Here is a 26,455-nt window from a genome sequence, read left to right as displayed (position 1 = left end):
CTTGCCCTGGTGCTGAATGCCCCGGCGCTTGCGATTGCCTCATCCTCGTACGCGGCGCAGTCCAGCGCGGACCACTGCGCCGCGCCGCACTCCGCTGCCATGGCCGGGTGCTGTGACGAGGCAGCATCTACGGTCTGCCAGAGCAATGAGTGCGAATGCCCGCCGGCCAGCGTTGGCATGCTGGCCACCCTGAGCGGAACGCCGGCGTCACCCTGGCGTGAGGCACCTTTACCAGCCAGCGCCCAGCAACGCGCATCGCCGCCGTTGCCGGATCCGCTACGGCCTCCCATCGTGTGATTCCCTGCAGGCCTCAAGCGCCTGCCGTAGCTGCTCGACTCATTCTCGACTCTGCCTGTGCCTTCGATGCGCAGGCAGCGGGCCGCGTTGCCCGCATCTGCAAAGGAATCAACACCATGAACCGCTCTCTCTCCCTCGGCCTGCTGCTGGGCACCGTGCTGGCCACGATCGCCTGCGCGCGCGCTGCCGAAGAATCGCCTGCCGCGCCGGTTGCCAGCGAAGCCCCGGCGGCACCGATCAAGTCCAGCCCGTCGCAGGTGGACCCGGCACTGCCCATTGCCATCGTGCACAAGACCGCCAGCTGTGGTTGCTGCGGCATCTGGGTCGACCACCTGAAGGCCGAAGGCTTCCAGGTGGATGTGCGCAATACCGATGACATGAACCCGATCAAGGTCCGGCTGGGTGTGCCGGTCGGCAAGGCGTCCTGCCACACCGCCGAGATCGGTGGTTACGTGGTTGAAGGCCATATCCCGGCCGAAGACATCAAGCGACTGCTGGCGGAGCGGCCGGCCGCGCGCGGCCTGGTGTTGCCGGGCATGCCGGCCGGTTCGCCGGGCATGGAAATGCCGGATGGCTACGTGCAGCCGTACACCGTTGAACTGGTGCGTACCGATGGCACGACCGAGCCGTTTGCCCAGCACGGGCAGGGCGGCTGACAGTCGCCGGTGCCGGTCGTCCTGACCGGCACCCTTCCACGCGTCCTGTGTAGAGCCGAGCCCACGCTCGGCTTGCCCTTTGTAGAGTCGAGCCATGCTCGACTGAAGCAGAGCAGTCGAGCATGGCTCGACTCTACAAAATCAGCGGGCGCCAGCTGCCTCCTTGGCCAGCTGCGCGTCGAACTTCTGTTCGGCCGCATCCGCGTAGGCCTTGCAGGTCAGTGCCTTGGCACTGGCCCTGGCACCCGCAGCGTAGTCCCAGTTGCTGGCACCCGGATGCGGTGTCAGCAACACATCGCAGGGCAGCGCCCGCACCGTCGCGAAGCTGCGCTTGTAGTCCTCGATCAGGCGCGGATAACGGGGGTTGCCCTTCAGCTGGTAGCCCGGCGCACTCAGGCTGTCGGCATAGGCGATACGCACCGGCTTGCCCTCGCGGGTATCGGTCCAGGTCCAAGCGGTGCTGCCCGGGGTGTGTCCCGGCATGAAGTGCGCGGTGAATTCGATGCCGCCCACCTCGACCACCTCGCCATCCATCACGATGCGGTCTGCACTGGCAGGCGGGTAGGTGATGCCATCGCCGAAGTGCAGATCGTCGCTGCCACCGCGCGCCAGCAGCACCGCCGATTCGGCGTTGGCCGCTACTTTGGCGCCCGTACGGCGCTTCAGCTCCGCCACCGGCCCGGCATGGTCGGCGTGTGCGTGGCTGAGCAGGATCAACCGCAGGTCCTGCGGCGCCACGCCGCGCACCTTCATGTTGCTGATGAGGTGGCCGGCCATCTGTGGCATGCCGCCGTCGAGCAGTACCGCGCCGTCAGCGGTCTGCACCAGCAGGGCGGTCAGGTCCTGCGTGCCGATCTGCCAGGTGTGGTCGGCAATCTGCAGCGGTGCCATCGGCTGCAGCCAGGAAGCATCCACGGTGTAGGCCCGCAGCTGCGGCAGTGGTGCCTCGGCGGCGCTGGCGTGCGCGACCGGAAGAACAGCGGCCAGGGCGAAGGCGAGCGGGGAAAAACGCATGGTTCACGTCCGTTTGAAGGAGGCCCAGAAACTAGCATGGGCCTCCTTCATCGCGTCGCGCATAGATTTCATGGCTCCCATAAGGGCGCCATGGATCAGTACCGGTACTGCCACCCCAGTGTCAGCACTCGGCCACGGCCCGAGAAATAGCTCGGGTTTGACGGTGTGGTCTGCGAGTAATAGCTGATGTACTGCTTGTTCGCCAGGTTCTGCACGCCCAGGGTGAAGGCGTGCTTGTCCAGCGTGTAGCGCGCGAGCAGGTCCACCGCGGTGTAACCCTGGAACTCCGCCACCCGCGCGCCACGCAGGTCGAAGTTGCGGTCGAAGGCGTGGCTGGCCTGCAGGCGGGTGCTCAGCTGTGGTGTCCAGCTCTGTTCCCAGAACGCGGTCAGCCGGTTCGGCGCGATGTTGACGCCGGCCAGGTCGCTGTCGAGGCGGCCGTCGACGTCGGCATCGTAGCGGCCGTTGGCGCGTGCATATCCCAGGCCCAGCCGGCTGTCGCCCAGGCGCAGGCGCAGGTTGCTTTCGAAGCCTTCCACGCGGGTGGCCTGGCGCTGCACCGCATAGGCGTCGATGCCCGGATCGTAGATCAGCACCGAGCCCAGCTTGGATTCAGAGGTGTAGTACGCAATATCGCCACTGAACCGGCCATCGTCGTACTCCAGGCCGATTTCGCGGTTGTCCGACACCACCGGTGACAGATCAATCAGATTGTCCACGCGCTGGCCGTCGCGGTTGATCGCGCGCAGTACGCGGCCGACGTCGGCCACTGTGTAGCCTTCCGAATACGAGGCGTAGGCGTTGAGACGGTCATTGATGTACCAGACCGCGCCGAAGTTGGGCAGGGTCTCGCTCATGGTCGGCTTGCCGCCAGCCACCTTGCGTGCGCCGTAGCGGGGCAGGGTGGTGTAGTCGCCTACTTCCAGCTCGCCCTTTTCGTAGCGCAGGCCGCCGGACAGCATCAGGTGGTCGGTTGGCCACCAGTGCAGCTGCAGCAGCGGCGACAGGCTTTGATAGGTGGTCTGCGGTACCCAGTTCATGCCGCTGGCCAGCAGCACCTGGTGGGTGCGGTCGCGCAGGCCGTCCAGGCCCAGGGTCACGTCCAGCGTGGTGTCGGCGATGCGGGCCCAGCTCTGGGTCAGCTTGAAGCCGCGCTTGTCCGATTCGTTCTGGGTCTGGTCCCAGGCGGCGTTGGCGCCGGTGTTGCCCCACGGATCCCACTGGCTGGCGCCATAGCGGCCTTCGAAGTCGACCGCGAACGCCTGTGCCTGGAAACGGCCACCGAGCAGATCGGCGGCGCTGTAGTCCAGCGTCAACGAACGCGAGCGGTTCATCGGTGGATCCAGCGGCGTATCGCCGGGCACCGAAATGGTCGGGCGGCCGGTGCGGTAATCACCGTTCACCGCCAGGTAGTTGTCCAGCCCGCGCAGCTCGTAGCGGTTGGCCATCAGCTGCAAGCGGTGGCCCTCGGCAATGTTCCAGCCCAGCTTGGCGAACACGTTCGACGAGGTCGAATCCATCAGTTCGCCCTGCGCGTTGGTACCGATCGAACGGCCCTCACCGTCGTGGTACAGGCCCTGCTTCTCATAGGCCAGGCCGGCCACCAGATCGAACTGCTCGCCCCGTGCGCCGACCAGTGCCGAGCCGCGCTGGCCGTTGTCATCACGGCGGCTGGGCAGGGCCGAGCTGTAGCTGACGTTGGTGTCGAGCAGGAAGGCGCCGGGCTCGCTGGGCGCGCTGCGGGTGATGATGTTGACGATGCCACCGGTACCGCCGATGCCTTGCAGCGCGTTGGCGCCGTGGATGACCTCGATGCGTTCGATCATGGCCGGATCGATGGTGTGCGAATCACGTGAGCCATCGCGCAGCGGCGTCGACTGCGGCACGCCGTCGACCATGTACAGGATGCCGCGGCCGCGCATGGTTTCGCCGTAGTTGGACATCTTCTCGCGCGCCGGGGCAAACGCCGGGATCTGCGCCGACAGCACGCGCGAGACATCCGAGCCCAGCGCCAGCTGCTGCGCAATGTCCTCGCGGGTCAGCACGGTGATGGTGTTGGGCATCGCGGTCTCGCCCTGCGGCATGCGCGCGGTCGAGGCCGATACCGTGACCCGGGCCAGCGAAGTGGTCGTGGCCTGGGACGCTGCCGATGACGCGGCCCGGGCCGGAGCGCGGGGCTTGGGGGATGCCGGCGTGGCACTCACCACGAACACCCCCGGCGAGCGCTCCTGCATCGCCAGGCCTTGCCCGGCCAGCAGGCGCTGCAGGGCGTCGTGCGGGGTGTAGCGGCCGTCGAGGGCGGGCGCGTTGCGGCCGCTCACGCTGTCGGCCGCGAACAGCAGCTGGATGCCACTCTGCCGCGCCAGCGAGTTGAGCGAAGTTTGCAGCGGGCCGGCCGGCAGGTGCAGTTCGACGGGTGCGGACGCAGCGGTCTGCGCGGTGGCGGGCAGCGCCGCACACAGGCAGGCAGCGAGCAGGGTGGGGGCCAGCCGGCGCAGCGCGGCGGGCGGAACAGGGCGGGTCATGCGGGGGTCCTTCGGAAGGGTTCAAGCACTTGCCGGATGGGACGGCGCGCAACCCACCCTCGGCGTGGCAATCAATCGCGGGCGCGCAGATGCAGGCTGCCGTCGGCGGCGGTATGCACCTGGACCGGCAGGATCTCCGGCAGCAGCGCGACCGCCGTCTCGGCACGATCGGCATCGAACACGCCCGACACCTGCAGCGGACCCAGTGACGGGTCGTCCAGCACGATCGGACGGTCGTGATAGCGCTGCAGGATGCGCAGCACCTCGCTCAGTGGCATGCGGTCGAACTGCAGCCGACCGGTGGTCCAGTCGGCCCGGTCCGGATCCACGGCTTCCGGCGGAGACAGCGAGCCCGGCTGGGCCAGCAGGCGCTGCCCCGGCTTCAGCCGCTGCTCGGTGCCGCCGCCATCCACGCTGACACCGACCTCGCCGCGCCACAGCGTGACCTCACTGAGATCGCCCTGGCGGTCAACATCGAACACCGTGCCGTAGTTGCGTACCTTTACCGGCCCAGCATCGACCTGGAAGCGGCGCCACGCTGAATGCTGCACCTCGAAGCGCGCATGGCCCTGCGCCAGCAGCACCTGCCGCGAACGCAGATGGCGACGGACCTGCAGGTGGGTTCCTGCGTCGAGCAGCACACGGCTGCCGTCCGGCAGCTCGATGTCGCGGCGCTCGCCGACGGCGGTCTGGTAGTCACGCACCTGCCAGGCCGGGTCGGCCAGCAGCAGCGCGGCGGCCGCCAGCAACAGCACCGGCAGTACCCGTTTCGCGCCAGATCCGCCGCGGCGCCGCTGCAGCTGTTCCGGGCCTGGCAACGGGAAACGCTCCTTCAGTGCCTCCCGGTGCTGATCGAGCGTGTCCTCGGCGGACGGTTCGGTGGGCTGCGACGGCGGTGCCGGATCGGGTGATGCAGGACTCACCGCAGCGCACCGTGCAGCCGGCAGTCGGCCATGGCCAGGCGCAGATGACGTTCCACTGCCTTCAGGCCGATGCCCATCCGCTGCGCCACCTCGGCCTGGGGCAGCTCGTGGATCTTGTGCAGGATGAACACCTGCTGCCGCCGGCAGGGCATGCGCTCGATGCTGGTGGTCAGCCGCTGCAGCGCCTGCTGGCCCTGCGCCTGGCGCTCGGGTCCGGGGCGCTCGCAGGCGCCTTCGGGGAGCTCGGCGCGGGGCTCCACCCAGTGCCGGCGCAGATCCTCGGCGCGGCAGCGGTCGACCGCCGCATCGTGGGCGATCCTGCGCAGCAGCGCGATCGGTTGGCGGGCGTCATGCGCGGCCGGGCGTTCCAGCAGGCGCACACAGACATCGTGCACCACTTCGCGGGCCAGCCCGGGCGAGCGGAACCGGCGATGCAGGTAGTCCACCAGTTCCTCGTAGTGGCGCACCAGCGAGGTCACCAGCGGCAGCGCAGGTGGGCGGGGAAGTGTCGGCTGGGACATCCGGACGGGCAGCAAGGGTGAAAGGCGGGTGCCGGGAGGTCATCCCTGCGCAATGACTCAATACTAATGGGAACTGTTCTCGTTTGCCATGCCGCGATCGTCAGGGCGATTGTTCGCCGCGCCTGGAAAGTGAATCCACGATCATCGGCTGGAGCGCAGAATCGCCCACGGCTAGCCTGCCTGCAGGCTCAAGGAGGTGGACCATGCATGTGCTTCTGGTGATGGTGGGTGGCGTCGTGCTGCTTGGGGTGTTCCTGCTGTTCGGGCGGCTGTGGAGCGTGGGCACCTCACAGCTGCCCACGGCCCTGATCGCGTTCATTGCCACCTGGCTGCTGGTGACGGTGGCCAACCTGTGGGTAGGCGTCAGCAAGGCCGGCTACGGGATGCGCGAAGAACTGCCGATCCTGCTGCTGGTGTTCGCGGTGCCGGCCCTGCTGGCCGGTCTGCTCTACTGGCGCCTGGCGCGCTGAAGGAAAGCCATGAGTACACGACTGCGATTGCCGGCCCTGCGCCAGCGCGACGGCCACCATGCGCGCGTGACCTACGAAGAGCTGTTCTTCGACCTGGTCTACGTGTTCGCGGTCACCCAGCTCAGCCACCACCTGCTGCATCACCTGGATCTGGCCGGCGTGCTGCAGACGCTGGTGCTGTGGTTCGCGGTGTGGCTGGGCTGGCAGTACGCCTGCTGGGTCAGCAACTGGTTCGATCCGGAGGCGCCGCGCATCCGTGGCCTGCTGTTTGCCACCATGCTGCTGGCCTTGTTGATGTCCTCGTCCATTCCCGAGGCGTTCGCCGACCGTGCCTGGGTGTTCGCTGGGGCCTATGCCACCATGCAGGTCGGGCGAACCGCCTTCGTGCTGTTCGAGGTCGGTCGCACGCACCCGCTGGCGCCGAACTTCCGTCGCATGCTGGCCTGGGTGAGCGTGTCGGCCTGCTTCTGGTTGGCAGGTGCGGCAGCCGAGGGCAATACGCGGTTGGCGCTGTGGGCGGTGGCGGTGGCGTGCGAATACATCTCACCGATGTTCGGCTTCGCGTTCCCGGGGCTGGGTCGTTCGCACACCCGCGAGTGGACCATCGAAGGTGGGCACCTGGCCGAGCGCTGCCAGCTGTTCGTCATCGTCGCACTGGGCGAGACGCTGCTGGCGACCGGTGGCGTGCTCAGCGAGGCCGAACAGTGGAGTGGGGCGGTGGTGTCGGCGGTGCTTGCCACGTTCGCCGGCACGATCGCCATGTGGTGGCTGTACTTCGGCATCTCCAGCCGCGACGCCACCGAGGCCATCAGCCATGCCGAAGACCCGGGCCGGATGGGCGCCAACTTCCACTATGTGCACGCGTTGCTGATCGCCGGGATCATCGCTACGGCGGTGGGCAATGACCTGGTCATGGACCACCCGCACGCTGCGGTGACGCCGGTGTATGCGGCCGTGCTGGTGGCCGGCCCGTTGATCTACCTGCTGGGCAGCGCGCTGTACAAGCGCGTGGTGTACGGACGCGCACCGTATTCGCATCTGATCGGTGCGGTGGCGCTGGGCGTGCTGGGTTTCGTACTGCTGCAGACCCATCTGCTGGCCGCTGGCTGGCTGACCAGTGCGGTGCTGCTGGTGGTGGGGTTGATGGATACGCGGTTGAAGTACCGCCTGCAACGGGCGTGATCTTGTCCGGTATCCAGCCCGTGCCGGGTAGAGTCGACTGTTGGTCGACTGCTCTTCCACAAGGTTGCAGAAAATCCCGCGCTGCGGGCGATAGTCGACTGACAGTCGACTCTACCGCCGCCTTCTACTGTCTGAGGTGACCTGGCCGAGTGCGGCGGCCATTGCCGCAAGCTTGCCGACCGTGTTGAGGTTGCGGGCGGTGCCTTGCTGGGCATAGGGAATCCGCAGGCGTGAGTCGGCCATGCCGTCGCCATAGTGGACGAAGAGCTCGCGGGTACCCAGCGCCAGCTGCTCATCGCCCAGGCCGGTCACCCCGATCAAGGGATCGGCGGGCAGTGCCTCATCCACGAACAGCGCGACCACGCGATTGCCGGCGGCATGCGGAAACGGATTGCGGGCGGAAACCGCTGCGATCTCGGCTGCGGAGCGCACCAATACACCCACCGGTTTTCCGGCATAGGCCTGCAGCCGTTGGCCAAGGGCTTTCCGCACGCCGGCTTCGCCAAGTCCGCTGCGGAACACCACGTTGCCGCTGGCGATATAGGTGCGCACGTCGGTGAAGCCGGCGTCTTCGCACATCGCCACCAGTTCAACCATCGGCAGCTTGCCGGTACCTCCGACATTGACTGCTCGCAGCAGTGCGACATGCACGCTCATGGGGAACCTGCCTGCAGGCGGTCGTACATCCGCACCAGGTCGACCAGCGTACGCGCGCCCATTTTGCGCATGACCTGTGCGCGGCGCACCTTCACGGTGATCTCGCTGACCCCGAGGTCACCGGCGATCTGCTTGTTGAGGCGGCCACGTACCACACCGTCGACCACCTCGCGCTCGCCGGCGTTGAGGGTGTTCCAGCGCTGCTGCAGGGCATCGAGTGCCTCGCCGTCACGGCGGCGCTGGCGGTCGATGTCGATGCCCTTGTGGATCGCATCCAGCAGCTCCTGGTCACGGAACGGCTTGGTCAGGAACTCGATGGCACCGTCCTTGATCGCGTTGACGCCCATTGCGATGTCGCCGTGGCCGGTAATGAACACCACCGGCAACTGCAGGCAGTGGCTGCCCATCGTGCGATGGAACTCCAGCCCGCTCTGACCGGGCATGCGCACGTCCAGCACCAGGCAGGCCGGTGCGTCTTCCAGTTCGTGTTCGAGGAACGCCTGGGTGGAGGCGAAGGCCCTTACCTGCAGGCCCATCGAGGCCAGCAGGTCTTCCAGCGCGGCGCGCACCGACGGATCGTCGTCGATCACGTAGACGATGGGTGCCGGGTCGGTGATGGGTGCAGCGGGCTTACGCATGGGGGAGTTCCGTGGCGATGGGCAGGTCGAACACAAAGCAGGCGCCGCCACCTGCCGGTCGTTCGGCGCGGATCTGGCCGTCGTTGGCCTCGATCATCGAACGACTCAGGCTCAGACCGAGGCCCAGCCCGTGCGACTTGGTGGTCCAGAACGCATCGAACACACGCTCGGGATGATCGCCGGGCAGGCCGACACCACGGTCGCGCACACTGAGGCTGATCCGCTGTCCGTCGCGTTGGGTCAACAGGGACAGGCGGCGATCGGCAGCCGGCACTGCTTCCATCGCATCCACCGCATTGAGGATCAGGTTGCCGATCACCTGCTGCACCTGCACGCGGTCGGCCTGCACCAGCGGCAGGTCGGCATCGAGCAACAGGGCCACGGCCACGCCGTGCTGGTCCAGCTCGCTGCGCGACAGCGCCAGCATTTCCTCCACCGCCTGGTTCAGGTCAAACGCGCGTCGTTCCGGTGCAGCACCCTGGGTCAGGCCGCGGATGCGGGCGATCACGTCACCGGCGCGGTGCGCGTCGGCCAGGATCCGGGCCACGGTCTGCCGGGCCTTGTCCACGTTCGGTGGGTCCTGTGCCAGCCAGCGCTGGCAGGCTTCGGCGCTGCTGGCGATGGCCGCCAGCGGCTGGTTCACTTCATGTGCGATGGAGGTGGTCAGCTCGCCCACGGTCGACGCGCGCGCCACCCGCAGCAGGCGGCCCTGTGCTTCCTGCACCGCGGCCTTGGCCGCTTCCATCTTCAACGCAAGGTAGGTGGTGATGCCGATCACCAGCATGCCGATCACCGAATTGACCAGGCCGATGCGGTAGGTGCCGAAGCGGGTGAGGAAGAAGCTCAGGGCGGTGAGTGCGATGCAGGCGATGGCCAGGCTGATCAGCCCGCGCGCGGTGAGTACGCGCGATGCCGCGAGGATGACCGCTGCGTAGAAGCAGGCGGCGGCGACCGCGTAATCGGTGACGGTGTCGATCAGGAAGATCGCCGCCATCACGACGATCAGGGCCAGCAGCACCAGATGGCGGCGGGGCGAAAGCGATGGCATCGGGACGTCTCCCTGGCGTGGGGGGAAAGGATAGCAAAGCCGGATTTGGTAGATGCCGACCTTGGTGGGTGCCGACCGTTGGTCGGCACAACCTTGGATAGCCCGCCGCGCTATTCCTCCAGGCTGGCGTTCCAGAACCCCTGCAGCACGCCGGGGGTGGTCGCCAGCGTGGCCAGCACCGCATCCAGTTCACCGGCATCGACCGTGGTGGCATACAGCACCGCTTCTATCTCCACGTCGCGCTCGCCGAACGGGCGCTGGTCCACCGCGCGCACCGGGTAGTGCGCCTGTTCCAGCAGCAGCAACAGCTGGTCCAGTACCTCGGCCTGCTGCTCACGCTGGCAGACCACGTTGATTGCATAGGTCGCCTCGCTGAACGCCTCCGGCAACGGCTGCCGCTGGATGCGGTTCACCACCGGCCGCAGCAGGGTATTGGCGGCCAGCACGAACACCGCCGCCATCACCGCCTCCGGCAGCAGCTTGATACCCGCACAGGCGCCGACCGCCGCCGAGCCCCACAGGGTGGCGGCGGTGTTCAGGCCGGACACCTGCGCACCGTCCTTCATGATTGCTCCCGCGCCGAGGAAGCCAACGCCGGAGATCACATAGGCCACCACATGCAACGGTGACGGCGGGCCGCCATACAGGTCATGGAAGCGCACGGCCAGGTCCACGAACACTGCCGCGCCCACCGCCACCAGTGTATTGGTGCGCAGGCCGGCGGTGCGTTGGCGCAGCTGTCGCTCCAGGCCGATGACGGTGCCAAGCACGAAGGCCACCGAGAGGCTGATCAACGAGCTCAGGGTCGCGCCGGCGTTGAACGCCGGCAGGTTCGGATTGATGTCCATTCTGCTTCTCCCTGGACCAGGCGGCGGGCGCTTACTGCCAGTCGTAGCGACGGATATAGATCTTCTTCAGCACGGTGCTCAGCACCGCGTAGCCGAACAGGATCGCCACCAGGAACGGCCAGTAGCCGGTCGGCAGGGCCTGCAGCTTGAAGTAGCCAGCCAGCGGGCTCATCGGCAGGGCCACGCCAATGGCCATGATCAGGCCGGTCATCACCAGCAGCGGCGGCGCAGCGATGCTCTGCAGGAACGGCACCTTCGGCGTGCGGATCATGTGCACGATGAGCGTCTGGGTCAGCAGGCCCACCACGAACCAGCCGGACTGGAACAGACCCTGGTCGGCCGGTGTGCGCGCATCGAACACGTACCACATCAGCGCGAAGCAGCTCAGGTCGAAGATCGAGCTGATCGGCCCGAAGAACACCATGAAGCGGCCAATGTCTGCCGGGTTCCACTTCAGCGGCTTGCGCACCAGTTCCTCGTCCACGTTGTCGAACGGAATGGCGATCTGCGAGATGTCGTACAGCAGGTTCTGTACCAACAGCTGCAGTGGCAGCATCGGCAGGAACGGCAGGAAGGCCGAGGCCACCAGTACCGAGAACACGTTGCCGAAGTTGGAGCTGGCGGTCATGCGGATGTACTTCAGCATGTTGTTGAACGTGCGCCGGCCCTGGATGACACCTTCCTCCAGCACCATCAGGTTCTTTTCCAGCAGGATGATGTCGGCGGCCTCCTTGGCGATGTCCACCGCGCTGTCCACGCTGATGCCGATGTCGGCCGCGCGCAGCGCCGGTGCATCGTTGATGCCGTCGCCGAGGAAACCGACCACCTTGCCCTGTGCGCGCAGCTCGCGTACCAGGCGCTCCTTGTGTAGTGGTGTCAATCGGGCAAACACACGGTGGTGGTGCAACGCCCGCGACAGCGCGCCGTCATCCATGCGCTCGATCTGCGGACCGGTCAGGATGGTGTCCGCCTCCAGCCCGACCTGGGCACAGACGCGGGCGGTGACCAGCTCGTTGTCGCCGGTGAATACCTTCACCTCTACGCCATGCGCGGCCAGCGCCTGCAGCGCCTGTGCAGCCGATTCCTTCGGCGGGTCCAGGAAGGCCACGTAGCCGACCAGGGTCAGGCCGCACTCGTCAGCCTGCGAATACACGGTCTGGCTGGCAGCAGTTTCCTTCATCGCCACTGCCACCACGCGAAGGCCCTGTTCGTTCAGTTCCTCCGTGGTCTGCCGCACGCGCGCCAGCCGCTGCTCATCCAACGGCTTGTCCTCGCCGTTCTCGCGCACGGTGCTGCATACCGCCAGCATCTCCTCAACCGCACCCTTGCAGATCAGCTCATGGTGGTCCTCACGTTCGGACACCACCACCGACATGCGGCGGCGCTCGAAGTCGAACGGAATCTCATCCACCATGTGGTAGTCCTGCGACAGCCGCAGTGAGCTCTGCAGCTCCACGTGCTCCAGCACCGCACGGTCGAGCAGGTTGATCAGCCCGGTCTGGAAATGGCTGTTGAGGTAGGCAAACTTCAGCACATCCTCCGAATCGTGACCGAACACGTCGGTGTGCCGTTCCAGCGCGATCTTGTCCTGGGTGAGGGTGCCGGTCTTGTCGGTGCACAGCACTTCCATCGCGCCGAAGTTCTGGATCGCGTCCAGGCGCTTGACGATCACCTTGCGCCGCGAAAGCAGCACCGCACCCTTGGCCAGGGTGGAGGTGACGATCATCGGCAGCATTTCCGGGGTCAGGCCCACCGCCACCGACAGCGCGAACAGGAACGCTTCGGTCCAATCGCCCTTGGTCCAGCCGTTGATCAGCAGCACGAACGGCACCATCACCAACGCGAAGCGGATCAGCAGCCAGCTGACACTGTTGACGCCGGCCTGGAACGCGGTGGGCGCACGGTCGGTGGCGGTGCTGCGCTGGGCCAGGGTGCCGAAGTAGGTACGGTTGCCGGTGGCCAGCACCACGGCGGTGGCGGTGCCGGACACCACATTGGTGCCCATGAACAACAGGTTGTGCTGCTCCAGCAGGCCAGCCAGGCCATCGCCCGGGTGCGCGAACTTCTCCACCGGCAGCGACTCTCCGGTCATCGCGGCCTGCGCCACGAAAAGGTCCTTGGCAGTCAGCACGCGGCAATCGGCCGGAATCATGTCGCCGGCCGACAGCACGATGTGGTCACCGGGCACCAGCTCGCGGATCGGAAGGTCCAGCAGCCGCGCCGGACGACGGCTGTGCAGGTGCGCACCGAAGTACTGGTCGGCCACATCGGCGGCCTCGGTGCCCGGATTGCGGCGCAGCACGCGCGCGGTGTTGCCGACCAGCGCCTTCAGCCGCTCGGCGGCACGGTTGGAGCGGCCTTCCTGCACGAAGCGGATCAGCGTGGACAGCAGCACCATGGCGCCGATCACGATCGTAGCCTTGATGTCCTCGGTCAGCCAGGACACCGCCGCCAGTACGGTCAGCAGCAGGTTGAACGGGCTGCGGTAGCACTGCCACAGGTGCCGCCACCACGGCAGCGGCTTTTCGTGATCCACCTCGTTGGGGCCAAGCGTGGCCAGCCGCTCCTCGGCCTCATGCGGGCTGAGGCCATCGGCATGCGACTCCAGCGTGGCCAGCAGCTGGGCTTCATCCTGCTGGGCAAGGGTGACCAGGCCGGTGGTGAGCGCGAACGGGGCGGCCTCGGCGCTGCCTGGGCCGAAGCCGGCTTCGGGCATGGCGCGACGGCCGAACAGGTTGCCTGCGCGACGGCTGCGCAGGAAGGCATTGAACCAGGCGTTGAGCAGGCTCATGGGAACTCCTTGAATGTCAGAGCCGGCCGCGGCCGGAACACGAACGGAACGGATGCAACGGTTCAGGCGTGGCGCATCGCCAGCACCGCCGGCGACCACGGCTGCATGTGCAGGCGCTGGCTGCCGCCGATGCACAGCGGCTTCATCGCATCGCGAAGGGGGTAGGGCAGATGGCGCAGCACGTTGATGCGTTCGCTGATCGGCAGCAGCGACAGTGCGTCGGCGACCACGCGCGGCGAACCGAGCGACAGCGAACGGGCGAAAACCACGGGGCCGTGCTGCAGCAGGTGGCTGCGCAGGGCGGCAACATCGCGCTCGCCGATCAGGCGGCGCAGGGTGATGTAGAGGATCTTGTAGGACATGGGGGTGATCTCCAGGCAGGCGGCGCCTGGCGATCCCCCGTCACTCAGGCAGGCAGGGACCGGCGGGCAGGCGCCAGGAACAGGCAACAGGCGGGCATACGGGGCGCGGTGCGCCCGGCAGGGTCGGGGTCCATCTGCGTCTCCATGAGGGGAGGGAGCCAGCCAGGGTTGCCCTGGCCAGTGGCGCTATTGTCCGCCCCTGAATGGGGCAGTCCTAGAGGCTCGTGGGTTAGCCCGGCTATACCTTGGTATAGCCGGGCACGCATCGCGCCGATCAAGGGCGCATCACGGGATCAATGCGCGGTGCTGGTCTGCTTGCACACGTCATATTCGCCGCGGGTCAGCTTCTGGTCGCGGTCGGTATCGCAGGCGTGCAGACGCTCGGCCCAGTCGGGTGCGACGGCATCCACTTCGGCCAGGGTGACGATGCCGTCCTTGTCCTTGTCCAGCGATTCATAGGCTGGAATCAGCTTCACTTCGGTCAGGTCCTCGGCGGCGGTGGTCTTGCTGGCTTCCTGGGTCTTGGAACACGCACCGAGAAGCAGGCCCGCGCAAAGTGCGAGAGCGACGGGGAGATAGCGAACACCGGTCATGGCAGGCTCCAGAAGTAGGGAGGTAGGCCAGGGTTGTCCGTGGCCACGGCCGGATCATCGGCGCCTGCCTGTAAGCGAGCTGCGAAGAATCCGCCTGCCTGGTCGGTGGCGGTGAGCCGCCATTCACCGGGCTGCCGTGATCGACGGCGCGGAGACGGCTGGGTAGAGTCGACTATCGCGCGCAGCGCGGGGTTTTCGGCTTCCCGCCGAGAGCAGTCGACTGACAGTCGACTCTTCCTACAAGCCCCGGGATGCCGGCCAGCGGCCGGCACTACCCCTTGTCTTCAGAAACGGTCGGCGAACGCATCCGTGGCGCGCACCAGCGCATCCACCGTCGCAGGCTCGTTCGCGCTGTGGCCGGAGGTCACCATCTCCAGCGTGGCCTCCGGCCAGGCCTTGGCCAGGTCCCAGGCGCTGCGCGGCGGGCAGATGATGTCGTACCGGCCCTGCACGATCACGCCGGGGAGATGGCGGATGCGATCGATGTCGCGCAGCAGCTGGTCCGGTTCCAGGAAGATGCCGTTGCGGAAGTAGTGCGCTTCGATGCGGGCCTTGGCCAGCGTATCCAGCGGGTCATCCGTGGACACGGCATCCACGTCGTGCTGCAGGGTGGCGGCGTTGTCTTCCCAGCCCAGCCAGGCCTGCGCGGCTTCGATGCGGGTCGCTTCATCCGGGCTGTCCAGGCGTGCCCAGTAGGCCGCGAGCATGTCACCGCGCTCGACCTCCGGGATATAGGCCTCGTAGCGGTCCCAGCGTTCCGGGAAGATCCAGCGTGCACCGCCGTTGGCCTCGGCGAACCAGCGGTTCTCCATCTCGCGGCCAAGGAACACGCCACGCACGATCAGTCCGGTGGCACGCTCTGGATGCGCCTGCGCGTAGGCCAATGACAGGGTCGAACCCCAGGAGCCGCCATAGACCAGCCAGCGTTCGATACCCAGGTGCTCGCGCACCTTCTCGATGTCGGCCACCAGATCCTGCGTGGTGTTGTCGCGCAGCTCGCCGAACGGCGTGGAGCGGCCGCTGCCCCGCTGGTCGATCAAGACGATGCGGTAGCGCGCCGGGTCGAAAAAGCGCCGATGGGTCGGCGAGATGCCGGCGCCCGGGCCACCGTGCAGATACACCACCGGGATGCCCTCTGACGTGCCGCACTCTTCGATATGCAGGGTGTGCAGATCGCTCACCGGCAGGGTGAACTCGCGGTAGGGCTCGATGGCGGGGTACAGGGTACGCATGGGGATGCTCACAAACAGGGGCGGCCAGCATAGCGCCGCAGCTCGGTGCCTGCAGTGGCACATGCTTTCGCGGTGCTGGAAATGGGCTGGCCGATGCGCATAAGCTTCCGCGATGCAAGCGACCACGACAGGGATGTCCACGCCCGACCCCAGCCTCAGCAGCGGCGCACGCGAGCTGCTGAAATGGATCGCACTGCTGACCATGACCGGCGACCACGTGGCAAAAGTGGTCTACGGCGGCTACCTGCCGGTCATAAGCGAACTGGGGCGCATCGCGTTCCCGCTGTTTGCACTGGTAATGGCCTGCAACCTCGCCCAGCCGGGTGCAGACCTGCGCAAGTCGATCCGTCGCCTGGCTGTATGGGGCGTGGTCGCGCAACCGCTGCATGCTCTGGCCTTCGGCTACTGGCTGCCGCTCAACATCCTGCTCACCTTCGCGGTGGCCGCGGTGGCCGTGCATGCACTGGCCAACAATCGCCCACTACAGTTGTTGCTGGCCGCTGGCGTGTTGCCGATGCTGGTGGACTACCAGTGGGCCGGCGTTGGTTCTGTGCTGCTGGGCTGGATCGCATTCCGGTATCGCGCGTGGTGGCTGCTGCTGGTCGGTCTCGGGGCGGTGTGCTGGGCCAACCACAACGGCTGGGCGTTGCTGGCCGTTCCTGTGTTGCTGTTGGCGGCGCGGGTGCCGTGGCAACTGCCGCGCTGGCGCTGGGCGTTTTATGGATACTACGTGGGGCATCTGGCGGTGCTGGCGTTGATTGCTCATCTGCTTGCGTAATGTCGGAACTGGCATGTGGCATGTCCCTGAATGCCGGATGCGGTCAAGGAATGCGCGATGCCGATGCGGGTGAAGCATGCCGTCATCGGCGTGGTGCAAGTTGTTGAATCTTCGGCTCGATTGTCGATATGCGACAATGCTGCCACTGCGTGAACGTTGCTGTCTTTGCACTTGGGTTGTTGGCGCCTGCCACCCCGTTGTGCTCATGATGGGGTGCCATCGAAAAAGGATGGCCGGGGCCTGGAAACCCCGTTGGTCGCGTGTAGTTTGCGCTCGCCAGCCGGCGTCGCCTTGTGCGGCGTCGGCCGGCATTCCGTTCGAGCTTTATGGCGGGCGGTGCGTGGAGGTGGGTGAAAACCCACCTGCCGGTTAGTGCTTACGCGACCGCCGGATTTCCAGCCACGTACCGTCCGCCGCCTTTGTTAAGGGCGGTGGTCCTGCATGCCTTGCACGGAGACCTGCCATGAATGCATCGGAGTTCCCCCATCAGCGCGCCCCGGCCAATGCCGATGAGGGGCACGACATCCCGCCCGATCCCAACAGCCTGACGACCCTGCTGCATCGCATCGGGTTGGGCGCGGCTGCTGACGGTCAGTCTTGGCCCGAGCGCCATCAACTGCCGGGCCGATGCATGGCGTTGGCCGATGCTGATGGTGCACTGGCCGGGCTGCGTATCGTGCAGGAGATCCTGCTGGCCGCCGAACGCGCCCGGCAGAATGGCGGCCCGGAGCACTACGTGGGCGACCGGGTGATGGAAGGGTTGAAACTGGCTGCGTTGGCGTTGACCAGCCATGCCATCTATCGCCTGCATCCGGAATGAGATGGAGGGTCGAGGTTCAGTAGATCCACGCCATGCGTGGATGCTGTTGGCGGATTGCCCGGCATTCTGTAGAGCCGAGCCCACGCTCGGCTCATCGAAGGAGACGGAGCCGAGCATGGCTCGGCTCTACAGCAGATCCACGCAGTAGCCCCACGCCACGCGTGGATGCCTTTCAGAAATCCATCGTGGCCGACAGCAACACCGTCCTCGGTGCGCCCAGCGCCAGGCTGGAAAGCAACGGCATGCCCCAGTACGCCTTGTTGGTCACGTTGTTCACGCTGGCCCGCAGCGCAAGCGGTCGACCCGCCACGGTGGTGCTGTAGCGCGCCCCCACATCGAACAACGTGCGCCCCGGCACAGACAGGCTGTTGTCGGCACTGATGTACTGCGTCGACATCGCAGTGGCATTGCCGGTCAGGGTCAAACCCTCCAGCGCAGGCACATCCCATTCCACGCCCAGCTTCGCCTGCCGCTGCGCAACCGCTGTGGCGATGCGGCCTTCATTCACGCCGCCGGCCGTGCGGGTCAGCTTCGGCTGCACGTAGGCCACGCCGCCCAGCAGGCGCACGCCATCCAGCGGTGAGCCGAAGAAGCCCCATTCCACGCCGCGGTTCCGTTGTTCGCCGCCGAACGAGAAGATATTCGTGACCGGGTCGGTGTAGCTGCTTGGACGCTTGATTTCGTACACGCTGAAGGTGTGCGCGAAGCTGCCCAGGTCCAATTTCAGCCCCAGCTCCTTCTGCTTGGTGCGGAACGGTGCGAACACATCGCCGGCGTTGGCGGCGGTCATCGGCGCGGTGGCGCCCTGGCTGAGGCCTTCGATGTAGTTGGCGTAGAGCGAAAGCTTATCAGTGGCCTTCACCAGCAGGGCGGCGGCCGGGGTGGTGGCGCTCTCGTCATAGCGCGAGGTGCGCGCACCGCTGGCCACGTTGAAGGTCTCGCTGATCACCTGCTGGCGGCGTACGCCCAGTGTCAGTTGCACGCGGTCATCGGCAAAGGACAACGTGTCGGCGAAGCCGATGCTGTCCAGCCGCAGTTCGGTGTGCGAGATATGCGGCGCGATGAACGGCGCAGCCGGGCCCCACACCGGGTTGTAGAGGTTGGTGGTCCAGTCCCAGCCCGGCACGCTGCGGCGGCCGTAGTCGTTCTGGGTGTGCTGGTAGTGGGTCACGTTGGCGGCCCACTGATGGCTCACGCTGCCGGTACGGAAGCTGCCGCGCAGGCCGGCATCACCGGACTGCTTCTTGATGTCGAAGGCGAGCTGGCCGATCACCGTGCTGAAGTCGCCGGCTGGATTGAGGATCTGCGCGCTGATCGAACCGTTGTAGCGGTAGTCGGTCTTGCTGGTGCCATAGGCCAGGTAGGCCATCAGGTGTTCGTTGATGTCCAGCTCGCCGCGCAGCATCGCGCCCTTGTCCTGGCTGTCCACGTAGGCCCAGTCCGGGTTGATCAGGGTGTCGCCACGCGGCGGTCGCGGAATCGCCACGCCCGGTGCCAGGCCGACACCACGGGCCGGGCCATCGACGCGGTCGTCGGCGCTGTACAGATCGGCGGAGAGGCGGGCGCGCTCGCCGCGCCAATCCAGCGCCAGCGAGCCCAGCTGCACCTTCTTGCTCTGCTTGCCGACAGCACCGTCGCCATCACGGTAGGCGCCGTTGAAGCGGATGCCGAACTGCTTGTCGGCGCCCAGCCGGCGGCCCACGTCCACATGGGTGCCGAACTGCGCATCGGAGGCGAAGTTGGCGCTGACCCGCAGCAACGGCTGCTCGCCGGCACGCTTGGGCACCAGGTTGACGCTGCCACCGACCGAGCCGCCCGGCGGCATGCCGTTGAGCAGGGCGGACGGGCCCTTCAAGACCTCGATGCGCTCGAACATTTCCGGCGAGGTGCGGTAGTACGGCGCCATGCCGCTGAGGCCGTTGAAGGTGGTATCGCTGGTGCTGGAGGCGAAGCCGCGGATGGCGTAGTTCTCGCTCCAGGATCCGGTGACGCCGTTGCTGAACACCGTCGGGTCGGTGGCGGCGATGACGTCAGTGAGGTCCTTGGCCTGGCGGTCGCGGATGAAGGCTTCGGTGTAGCTGACCGTACTGAACGGCGTGTCCATGAAGTCCTTGTCGCCGAGCAGGCCGACCCGGCCGCCGGAGGCCACCTGTCCGCCGGCATAGTCGCCGGTCACCCGGCGCTGTTCCTGCACCTGCACCGAGGGCAGAGTGGACGGCGCGGATTCGGCCAGCGCGGCAAACGAGGCCAGCAGCCCCATTGCCAGGACTGACACCCGGAAGCGCCGGGCCATCGGCGGATGCATCTGCCCGCGGCTCGCGGCGGCCGCTGCGGGCTGCAGGGGAGAGGAAAGGTGGTACACGGTCATGCCAGGTTCCTGTGAATCGCAGGTGCGAACGCGCCTGGCGCGCTGCCGACGGCAAGCACGGGGGAGGGCGCGGCGCAGGGTTGTCGGCTGGGTGGGGACCTGGCGGGAAATGAGCCATGGGCTCGATCGCGGACGGCGGCGGGGTTGCGAACCACACGCATTCCAAATTAGTTGATTAAATTAAACTAAATCATATGAAGCGGACAAGAGGGTCCCTTTGCTGGCACCCTCGCTACGGTATGAACATGCACCCTGAAACCCCGGCGTCGGCCCGTGGCCGTCCGCCCACCATCACCCCCGATCGTCTGGCCGACATCGGCATCAAGCTGGGCCTGCCGAACCTGACCATGGCCAACGTGGCCGCCGAACTGGCGGTGACCCAGGCCGCGCTCTACAAGCGCGTGGCCAACCTGGAGGCCTTGAAGCGGCTGGTGGCCGATACGGTGTTCCAGCGCTGGCAGATTCCGCGTGCGTCTGCCGATGCGCCGGGTGGGCTGCAGGCCTACCTGCTGGGGTTCGTGGAATCACTGTGCGAGGTAGTGAAAGTACACCCGGGGTTGCCGCCTTACCTGCTGCGCCGTTCGGTGGCGACCACGCCGATGCTGGAGAAGATCGCCTCGCACCAGGCCCATGTGGCCGAGGTATTCGGCCTGCCGCTGGACAAGGCACGCTGGCTGCTGGCCACGATCGCGTTCTACTGCATTGCCGGTGCCGACACGGTCTATGGCATTGCAGACGACGAAGAGGGCCAGGTGATCACCGAGTTCAAGCAGGGCATGCGTGCGCTGGTAATCGGTTCGCTGGAGGTGTTGGAACTTCGGTAGCTCCACGCCATGCGTGGATGCCGTTGCACGGTTCGGCACGGCCCCATCCACGCATGGCGTGGATCTACAATGCGGCCATGCCTGCCACGCCCACCCTCGATGATCTGCGCCGCCATGCGGTGGCGCGCACGCTGTTCAAGCCCACCACGCTGCTGACCGCGATCCGTCGCCTGGGCTTCGTGCAGGCTGACCCGATCCGGGCGCCGGCACGCGCACAGGACCTGACCCTGCGCCATCGGGTGAAGGACTACCGTGCCGGTGATCTGGAGCGGCGTTATGCGCGCCTGCCTGTGGAGGAAGATTGCCTGGTGAACTACGGCTTCCTGCCGCGCGAATATCTGGCACTGATGCACCCGCGCGTGTCCAAGCGCGCATGGGATGCCGAAACGCAGCGCCGCGCGGCGGACGTGTTGGCCTTCGTGCGCGAGCGCGGCAGCGTGCATCCGCGCGAGGTTGATCAGGCGTTCGCGCATGGGCGGGTGACCAACTACTGGGGCGGCACCAGCAATGCTAGCACGCACCTGCTGGATGGCATGCATTACCGTGGCCTGCTGCGCGTGCAGCGGCGCGACAGCGGCACCCGCATCTACGCCGTGGCCAACCACACGGAAGCCGATGCCAGCGAGCAGGCACAGATTGAACGCGCCGCGGCCCTGATTGATCTGGTGGTGCGCAAGTACGCGCCACTGCCGTCGGCCAGCCTGACCTATCTGGTGCGCCTACTGGGCTATGGCGCACCGCATCTGGCCGAGCAGACCCGGCAGGCGTTGATGCTGGCCAAGCACCAGCTGGCCAGTTGCACGCTGGACGGCACCACCTGGTACTGGCCGGCGGACGAGAACCCGCGCTCGCGCCGGCATGCGCCGGACGAACAGGTGCGCCTGCTGGCGCCGTTCGACCCGGTGGTGTGGGACCGCCGCCGCTTCGAGCTGCTGTGGGGCTGGGTCTACAAGTTCGAGGCCTACACGCCTGCGCCGAAGCGCCAGTACGGCTACTACGCACTGCCGGTGCTGTGGCACGACCAGGTAGTGGGCTGGGCCAATCTCAGCGTACGCGACGGTGAGCTGGTGTCCAGCGTGGGTTATGCCGGCAAGTCACTGGCCCGCGACAAGGTGTTTCGTGGTGCGCTTGAAGACGAACTGCAGCGCATGGCCTCTTTTCTGTAGCGCCCAGCGGCGCATGGGTGCCTGTAGGTCCAGGTAGTCGCCAACCTTGGTTGGCGCTGGCTTCCATCGGCGCCCACCAAGGTGGGCATCTACCAGAGCAACGCTCCTAAGGCCCGGTAGTCGCCAACCTTGGTTGGCGCCGCTTTCACCAGTGCCCACCAAGGTGGGCATCTACCGATTCCACCGCCCATGCGCCACCATCGCCAACACCACCACGCCCGCGGCAACGCTGGTGTGACCGGACAGCGCGGCCAGACCGAAACCCACGCCCAACCCGCGCATGGCAAACACGGTACTGAACACCAGCAGTGCCCAGCCAATCGCGCGCAGCTGCTGGGTTGCCTGCGCGCTCAGCACACGACGCAATACGTCCCCCTGATGACGCTCCATCGCCAGTGCCAGGCAGGCGAACGCGGCCAGCGACAACGCAAATAGAATGACGTGGATCATGCGCTGGCCTCGGAAACCGCATTGCGTGACGCGGCAGACGGCCGGGCGCGTTTCACCTTCGGAGCATGTTGCCAGGTGCGCCAGGCCAGAAGTATGTGCAGGGCGGCCAATGCCAGCAGGGTCAGGTCGGTCCCTGCGAACGCCCAATCGCCCGAGGCCAGCGTGCGCCACAGCGGATGCGGCGTGGTCACCGCGGTCAGCACCGGCAGCAGCGCCAGCAGCAACGCCGCCAGCAGGAACTGTTCGATCCATGCGCGCTTGGGTGTACGCAGCGTTGCATGCACGAACATGCCCGCCCAGACCAGGAAGAACACATGCACCTCCCACGCCGCGCGCGCGTCCATGGCAACGGGCAGCAGGCGGTTCGCCCACAGGTAGGCGGTCATCGCCACCGACAGGCCGGCGACCGTGGCAATGTTGAGTCGCTCGACAAGACGGAAGCCGAAGTACGGTCGTTGCGGATCGGGCAGCTGCGCGCGGCGCTTCACCGTCCACAGCACCAATCCGGTGCCGACCATGGCGGTACCGGCCAGGCTGACAATGAAGTACAGCCAGCGCAGGGCGGCATCGGCGAAGCGCCCCAGGTGCAGGCCGTACAGCACGCCCTGGGTATCGGCGGCGACGCCCGAGTGCTCCTTGACCTGCAGTAGCTGTCCGCTGCTGCCATCGAACAGCAGGTAGTTCGGCGTGGTGGAAACACGGCTGGACTGCGCACGTACCACGGCCACGCGCGCGTTCTGGTCGCCGGGGTTCTGCACCTGCACGCTGCCCACCGATTCGGTTCCCCAGCGCTGCTCGGCCTGTTGCACCAGCGCACCAATGTCGGTGAGCGGGGCAGCGTGGCCCGCGGCCTTCTGCGGCGGCAGGAACAGGCGCATCTCGCTGACCACCTCGGCCTGCTGGCGCTTGTCAGGCAGCTTGGCCAGGCCCCACGGCATGTACAGCACCGCCAGCATCACCAGCCCGCTCCAGGTGATCATGAAATGGAACGGCAGGCCGAGTACCGAGAGTGCCGCGTGACCATCCAGCCACGAGCGCTGGCCCTTGCCCCAACGGAAGGTGAAGAAGTCGGCGAAGATCTTCTTGTGGGTGATCACGCCGCTGACGATGGCCACCAGCATGAACATCGCGCACAGGCCGACGATCCAGCGACCCCACATGGCCGGCATGTAATGCAGGTTGAAATGGAAGGCATAGAAGAAGTCGCCGCCGCCGGTGTCACGTGCCTGCAGCGGCGCGCCGGTGCTGGCATCGAACAGGCCCGAGTCGAAACCATGCCGGCCACGCCCACCCGGGCTGGCCCACATCGCCGACACCCACGGCATGCGCGTGCTCGGCAGGCTGAGGTTGATCTGGCTGGCCGCAGGCGTGTCGGCCATGATCGTGGCGACGGTGCGCTGCGTGACGATAGCGGCATCCGGCAACGTGGACGGTGTGGCGATTTCCGGGCGGGTATAGCGCGAGAGCTCGTCGCGGAAGTAGCTGGCGGTGCCGGTGAGGAACATCGCGTACAGGATCCAGCCGGCCAGCAGCCCGACCCAGATGTGCAGGTCGGACATGGTCTGGCGGATGCCGCGTGGCTTCGGGCTGCGCTCGACCTTGCTCATGCACCGCCTCCGTTGCCGACCATCTGTGCAACCAGCCACAGCGGAAGCGCGGCGACGATCAGGCCCATCCACGCGCGCCACGCCGAGCGCACCGCGAACACCCAGACTACGGCGCCCGCATATAGAAGGAAGCTGGCCAGCATGCCGGTGAACACGGCCTGGCGGCCATCGATGGGCAGCGCCAGTGCGGCGATGCTGCACAGCGCGGCCAGCACATAGCCGCCGAACAGCGCGGCGAGGATGCGTGAGACCAGGGGCAGCCAGGCCAGCACGGCGGTGGTACGGGAAACGCTCACATCAGTTCTCCGGGGCGCCACGCGCGATGGCGTGGCGCCCTTGAAACGAGGATCAGAAATCGACGGTGGCCGACAGTAGGGCGGTGCGTGGCGTACCCAGCCCCGAGCCGAGGCTGCCCGCCCAGTACGCTTTGTTGGTCACGTTCTGCACGGTGGCGCGCAGCACCAGCGGATGGCCGGCCGCTTGCGTCGCATAGCGGGCACCGAGATCGAACACGGTGCGGCCCGCCACCCACTGGCTGTTGTCAGCATTGATGTAGCCCTTGGAAAGGCTGACCGCGTTGCCGGTGAGAGTGAGTCCGGTCACGGTCGGGACGTCCCATTCGACGCCCAGCTTGCCCTGCCATTGCGGTGTGGCCGTCGCCAGCCGGCCCTCGTTGATGCCGCCCTGGGTACGGGTCAGCTTCGGCTGCAGCCAGCCGATGCCACCCAGCACGCGCAGCTGTTCGGTGGCCTGGCCGAACACGGTCCATTCCACGCCACGGTTGCGCTGCTGGCCGCCGAACGAGAACACGTTGGTGGCCGGGTCGGTGTAGGAGCCGGGCTTCTCGATCTCGTACACGCTCAGCGCACTGGCCAGGCGACCGAAGTCGAACTTGGCACCGGCCTCGCGCTGGCGGGTCTTGTAGGGCGGGAACACGTCGCCAGCATTGGCGGCGGTTGCCGGGGCGGTGCTGCCCTGGCTCAGGCCTTCGATGTAATTGGCATACAGTGACAGGCGGTCGCTGGCCTTGAACAGCAGTGCACCGGCCGGGGTGTTGGCGCTGGCGTCGTAGCGTGCGGTGCGCTTGCCTGTGCCGCCATCGAATGTATCGCTGAGCACGGTCTGGTGACGGATGCCCAGGGTCAGCTGCACACGATCATCGATGAAGGACAGCGTATCGGCGATGCCGAAGCTGGTGGTGCGCACTTCCGCGGTCTTCGGCAGCGACGCATCACTGAAGCTGCGGTCGATGGCAGGGCCCCACTGCGGGTTGTAGATATTGGTTACCCAATCGCGGGCCAGCAGGTTGCGCTTGAAGCCGAACTTCTGGTCGTGCTGGTACCAGGCCGCACTGATCGCCAGCGCATGATCGACCGCGCCGGTGCGGAAACGCGCTGACAAGCCGGCTTCGGCGGTGTCCTTGCTGTAGATGAAGCGCTGGTGGGCGAAGTTGTTGCGGAAGTCGCCGGCGGTGTTGGTGATCAGCGTGGTGGCACTGGCGATGGAGTCGAAATCGGTATGGCCGTGGCCGTAGCTGGCATGCGCCTGCAGGTGGTCATTGATGTCGAACGACCAGCGCAGTGCGGCGGCCTGGTCCTTGACGGTGCTGAAGGTCCAATCCGGTGCAAACAGGGTGCTGGCTTTCGGAGGGCGGGGCACGGCCAGGCCGGGCGCCAGCGAGACGCCACGGTTGAGGCCATCCACATGGTCGCGGCTGCTGAACAGGTCCAGCGACACCTGCGAGCGCTCACCACTCCAGTCCAGGCCGAGCGATGCGAGCTGCGTCTTGTGCTGCTGGTGGTCGGTGGCGGTGTCGCCGTCGCGGTGCACGGCATTGAGGCGTACACCGAACTGCTTGTCCGCGCCGAAGCGGCGGCCGACATCCAGGTGACCGCCCCACTGCGCGTCGCTGCCGTAGCTGGCGGTGAAGCGGGTCAGCGGCGTGTCGCCTGCACGCTTGGGTACCACGTTCACCGCACCGCCCACCGAGCCGCCCGGCGGCATGCCGTTGAGCAGCGCGGACGGACCCTTCAGCACCTCGATGTTCTCGGCCAGTTCGGGAGTGACGCGGTAGTAGGGGATCAGCCCGTACAGGCCACCAAAGCCGATATCCGACGAGGCGACACCGAAACCGCGGATGTTGAAGTAGTCGGTGATGCCACCGCTGGAGCCACTGTTGTAGACGCTGGGGTCGGTCAGTGCGATGACCCGCACCAGGTCCGGCGCCTGGATGTTGTCGATGAATTCGGCGGTGTAGCGGGTGGTGTTGAACGGTGTGTCCATGAAATCGAGGTCGCCGAGCAGGCCGACACGGCTGCCGCGCGTCACCTGACCACCGGCGTAGGCATCGGTAGGCGCGGTCTTGTCGGCGCGTACGTTCACCGTGGGCAGCTGGCGGGCGCCATCGGGCGCGTCGTTGGCGTGGGCGGCAGTGGCGATCAGCAGGGTGGGCAGCAACGCCGCACGGGCGGCCAGAGACAGCGCCGAGCGGCGTGGGAGGGGCAGGGTTCGCAGGGGGAGGGACATGGCGGTTCTCGTGCGGTGGGTCGTGCGATCGGCCAGCACGGCGCCGTCTGTGACCTGCAGGGGCAGGACGACGCGGGCTGTGGAATGGCTGGCAGAGGGCACGGCACTGCCGGTGTGGCAGTGCTGCACGCGAGGTGCGTGGGCGATCTGTGGCTGGGT

At 66.8% G+C, this 26,455-nt stretch carries 24 protein-coding genes; 7 read left to right on the top strand and 17 right to left on the bottom strand.

Features of this window, described 5'->3' with window-relative positions:
• Nucleotides 1-413: 413 nt before the first annotated feature.
• Complete coding sequence (locus R1L06_RS01370) at nucleotides 414-953, top strand: DUF411 domain-containing protein (protein ID WP_317216710.1); 540 nt, start codon at nucleotides 414-416, stop codon at nucleotides 951-953.
• Between the two features lie 141 nt (nucleotides 954-1,094).
• Here the strand turns inward: R1L06_RS01370 and blaL1 are convergent, their stop codons facing one another.
• The 4 genes from blaL1 to R1L06_RS01350 form a co-directional block, all read right to left on the bottom strand.
• On the bottom strand, nucleotides 1,095-1,967 hold the full coding sequence (blaL1, locus tag R1L06_RS01365) for a L1 family subclass B3 metallo-beta-lactamase (RefSeq protein WP_317216709.1): 873 nt from the start codon (nucleotides 1,965-1,967) through the stop codon (nucleotides 1,095-1,097).
• Nucleotides 1,968-2,062: 95 nt separating this feature from the next.
• A complete protein-coding gene (locus R1L06_RS01360; protein ID WP_317216708.1) occupies nucleotides 2,063-4,492 on the bottom strand; it encodes a TonB-dependent receptor in 2,430 nt (809 codons plus the stop codon).
• Nucleotides 4,493-4,563: 71 nt separating this feature from the next.
• On the bottom strand, nucleotides 4,564-5,415 hold the full coding sequence (locus tag R1L06_RS01355) for a FecR family protein (protein ID WP_317216707.1): 852 nt from the start codon (nucleotides 5,413-5,415) through the stop codon (nucleotides 4,564-4,566).
• Nucleotides 5,412-5,936: an RNA polymerase sigma factor gene (locus tag R1L06_RS01350; protein ID WP_032129471.1), complete on the bottom strand. Its 525-nt coding sequence runs from the start codon at nucleotides 5,934-5,936 to the stop codon at nucleotides 5,412-5,414. Before R1L06_RS01350 ends, R1L06_RS01355 begins: the two co-directional genes overlap by 4 nt.
• Nucleotides 5,937-6,139: 203 nt before the next feature.
• On the opposite strand from R1L06_RS01350, the gene R1L06_RS01345 reads away from it, so the two are divergent.
• Together R1L06_RS01345 and R1L06_RS01340 are read left to right on the top strand one after the other, a co-directional pair.
• Complete coding sequence (locus R1L06_RS01345) at nucleotides 6,140-6,406, top strand: hypothetical protein (RefSeq protein WP_032129472.1); 267 nt, start codon at nucleotides 6,140-6,142, stop codon at nucleotides 6,404-6,406.
• 9 nt (nucleotides 6,407-6,415) lie between these two features.
• Complete coding sequence (locus R1L06_RS01340) at nucleotides 6,416-7,588, top strand: low temperature requirement protein A (RefSeq protein ID WP_317216706.1); 1,173 nt, start codon at nucleotides 6,416-6,418, stop codon at nucleotides 7,586-7,588.
• Between the two features lie 111 nt (nucleotides 7,589-7,699).
• Here R1L06_RS01340 and R1L06_RS01335 read toward each other — a convergent pair whose 3' ends face one another.
• The 8 genes from R1L06_RS01335 to pip all read right to left on the bottom strand — a co-directional run bounded on the left by R1L06_RS01335 (nucleotide 7,700) and on the right by pip (nucleotide 15,757).
• Nucleotides 7,700-8,245, bottom strand: coding sequence for a DUF1697 domain-containing protein (locus tag R1L06_RS01335; RefSeq protein WP_317216705.1), 546 nt, complete (start codon nucleotides 8,243-8,245; stop codon nucleotides 7,700-7,702).
• On the bottom strand, nucleotides 8,242-8,883 hold the full coding sequence (locus R1L06_RS01330) for a response regulator transcription factor (RefSeq protein WP_317216704.1): 642 nt from the start codon (nucleotides 8,881-8,883) through the stop codon (nucleotides 8,242-8,244). The genes R1L06_RS01335 and R1L06_RS01330 overlap by 4 nt, the downstream gene beginning before the upstream one ends.
• On the bottom strand, nucleotides 8,876-9,931 hold the full coding sequence (locus R1L06_RS01325; RefSeq protein ID WP_317216703.1) for a sensor histidine kinase: 1,056 nt from the start codon (nucleotides 9,929-9,931) through the stop codon (nucleotides 8,876-8,878). The genes R1L06_RS01330 and R1L06_RS01325 overlap by 8 nt, the downstream gene beginning before the upstream one ends.
• 110 nt (nucleotides 9,932-10,041) lie before the next feature.
• Nucleotides 10,042-10,779, bottom strand: a complete 738-nt coding sequence (locus R1L06_RS01320) for an MgtC/SapB family protein (RefSeq protein ID WP_088026119.1) — start codon at nucleotides 10,777-10,779, stop codon at nucleotides 10,042-10,044.
• A 31-nt stretch (nucleotides 10,780-10,810) separates the two neighbouring features.
• Nucleotides 10,811-13,570, bottom strand: coding sequence for a magnesium-translocating P-type ATPase (gene mgtA, locus R1L06_RS01315; RefSeq protein ID WP_317216702.1), 2,760 nt, complete (start codon nucleotides 13,568-13,570; stop codon nucleotides 10,811-10,813).
• Nucleotides 13,571-13,632: 62 nt separating this feature from the next.
• Nucleotides 13,633-13,932 (bottom strand): hypothetical protein, encoded by a 300-nt coding sequence (locus R1L06_RS01310; protein WP_006369764.1) that lies wholly within the window; start codon nucleotides 13,930-13,932, stop codon nucleotides 13,633-13,635.
• A 293-nt stretch (nucleotides 13,933-14,225) separates the two neighbouring features.
• A complete protein-coding gene (locus tag R1L06_RS01305) occupies nucleotides 14,226-14,525 on the bottom strand; it encodes an EF-hand domain-containing protein (protein WP_317216701.1) in 300 nt (99 codons plus the stop codon).
• Nucleotides 14,526-14,809: 284 nt separating this feature from the next.
• A complete protein-coding gene (gene pip / locus R1L06_RS01300; protein ID WP_317216700.1) occupies nucleotides 14,810-15,757 on the bottom strand; it encodes a prolyl aminopeptidase in 948 nt (315 codons plus the stop codon).
• A gap of 112 nt (nucleotides 15,758-15,869) precedes the next feature.
• Between pip and R1L06_RS01295 the strand changes: the two genes are divergently transcribed.
• Nucleotides 15,870-16,535, top strand: a complete 666-nt coding sequence (locus R1L06_RS01295) for a TraX family protein (protein ID WP_317216699.1) — start codon at nucleotides 15,870-15,872, stop codon at nucleotides 16,533-16,535.
• Nucleotides 16,536-16,998: 463 nt separating this feature from the next.
• Nucleotides 16,999-17,355 carry a hypothetical protein gene (locus R1L06_RS01290; RefSeq protein ID WP_317216698.1) on the top strand — a complete coding sequence of 119 codons (357 nt, stop codon included), beginning with the start codon at nucleotides 16,999-17,001 and terminating at the stop codon, nucleotides 17,353-17,355.
• Nucleotides 17,356-17,527: 172 nt separating this feature from the next.
• Here the strand turns inward: R1L06_RS01290 and R1L06_RS01285 are convergent, their stop codons facing one another.
• A complete protein-coding gene (locus R1L06_RS01285) occupies nucleotides 17,528-19,723 on the bottom strand; it encodes a TonB-dependent receptor (RefSeq protein WP_317216697.1) in 2,196 nt (731 codons plus the stop codon).
• Between the two features lie 239 nt (nucleotides 19,724-19,962).
• Here R1L06_RS01285 and R1L06_RS01280 point away from each other — a divergent pair, with 239 nt between their 5' ends.
• Together R1L06_RS01280 and R1L06_RS01275 are read left to right on the top strand one after the other, a co-directional pair.
• A complete protein-coding gene (locus R1L06_RS01280; protein ID WP_317216696.1) occupies nucleotides 19,963-20,547 on the top strand; it encodes a TetR/AcrR family transcriptional regulator in 585 nt (194 codons plus the stop codon).
• A 53-nt stretch (nucleotides 20,548-20,600) separates the two neighbouring features.
• The gene (locus tag R1L06_RS01275) at nucleotides 20,601-21,713 is read left to right on the top strand and encodes a DNA glycosylase AlkZ-like family protein (protein WP_317216695.1); all 1,113 of its coding nucleotides are present in this window, start codon (nucleotides 20,601-20,603) and stop codon (nucleotides 21,711-21,713) included.
• Between the two features lie 171 nt (nucleotides 21,714-21,884).
• Here R1L06_RS01275 and R1L06_RS01270 read toward each other — a convergent pair whose 3' ends face one another.
• Genes R1L06_RS01270 through R1L06_RS01255 form a run of 4 tightly spaced genes read right to left on the bottom strand, consistent with a single transcriptional unit; the run spans nucleotide 21,885 to nucleotide 26,296 of the window.
• Nucleotides 21,885-22,163: a DUF3325 domain-containing protein gene (locus R1L06_RS01270; protein WP_317216694.1), complete on the bottom strand. Its 279-nt coding sequence runs from the start codon at nucleotides 22,161-22,163 to the stop codon at nucleotides 21,885-21,887.
• Nucleotides 22,160-23,770: a PepSY-associated TM helix domain-containing protein gene (locus R1L06_RS01265; protein ID WP_317216693.1), complete on the bottom strand. Its 1,611-nt coding sequence runs from the start codon at nucleotides 23,768-23,770 to the stop codon at nucleotides 22,160-22,162. Before R1L06_RS01265 ends, R1L06_RS01270 begins: the two co-directional genes overlap by 4 nt.
• On the bottom strand, nucleotides 23,767-24,066 hold the full coding sequence (locus R1L06_RS01260; RefSeq protein ID WP_071228342.1) for a DUF3649 domain-containing protein: 300 nt from the start codon (nucleotides 24,064-24,066) through the stop codon (nucleotides 23,767-23,769). The genes R1L06_RS01265 and R1L06_RS01260 overlap by 4 nt, the downstream gene beginning before the upstream one ends.
• Nucleotides 24,067-24,118: 52 nt before the next feature.
• Nucleotides 24,119-26,296, bottom strand: coding sequence for a TonB-dependent receptor (locus R1L06_RS01255; RefSeq protein WP_317216692.1), 2,178 nt, complete (start codon nucleotides 26,294-26,296; stop codon nucleotides 24,119-24,121).
• Nucleotides 26,297-26,455 lie beyond the last annotated feature (159 nt).

This window comes from Stenotrophomonas mexicanensis (genome assembly GCF_032911605.1).
GTDB lineage: Bacteria > Pseudomonadota > Gammaproteobacteria > Xanthomonadales > Xanthomonadaceae > Stenotrophomonas > Stenotrophomonas maltophilia_A.
The sequence above is the reverse complement of the archived record's forward strand: the minus strand, read 5'-3'. Positions and strand labels throughout refer to the sequence as shown.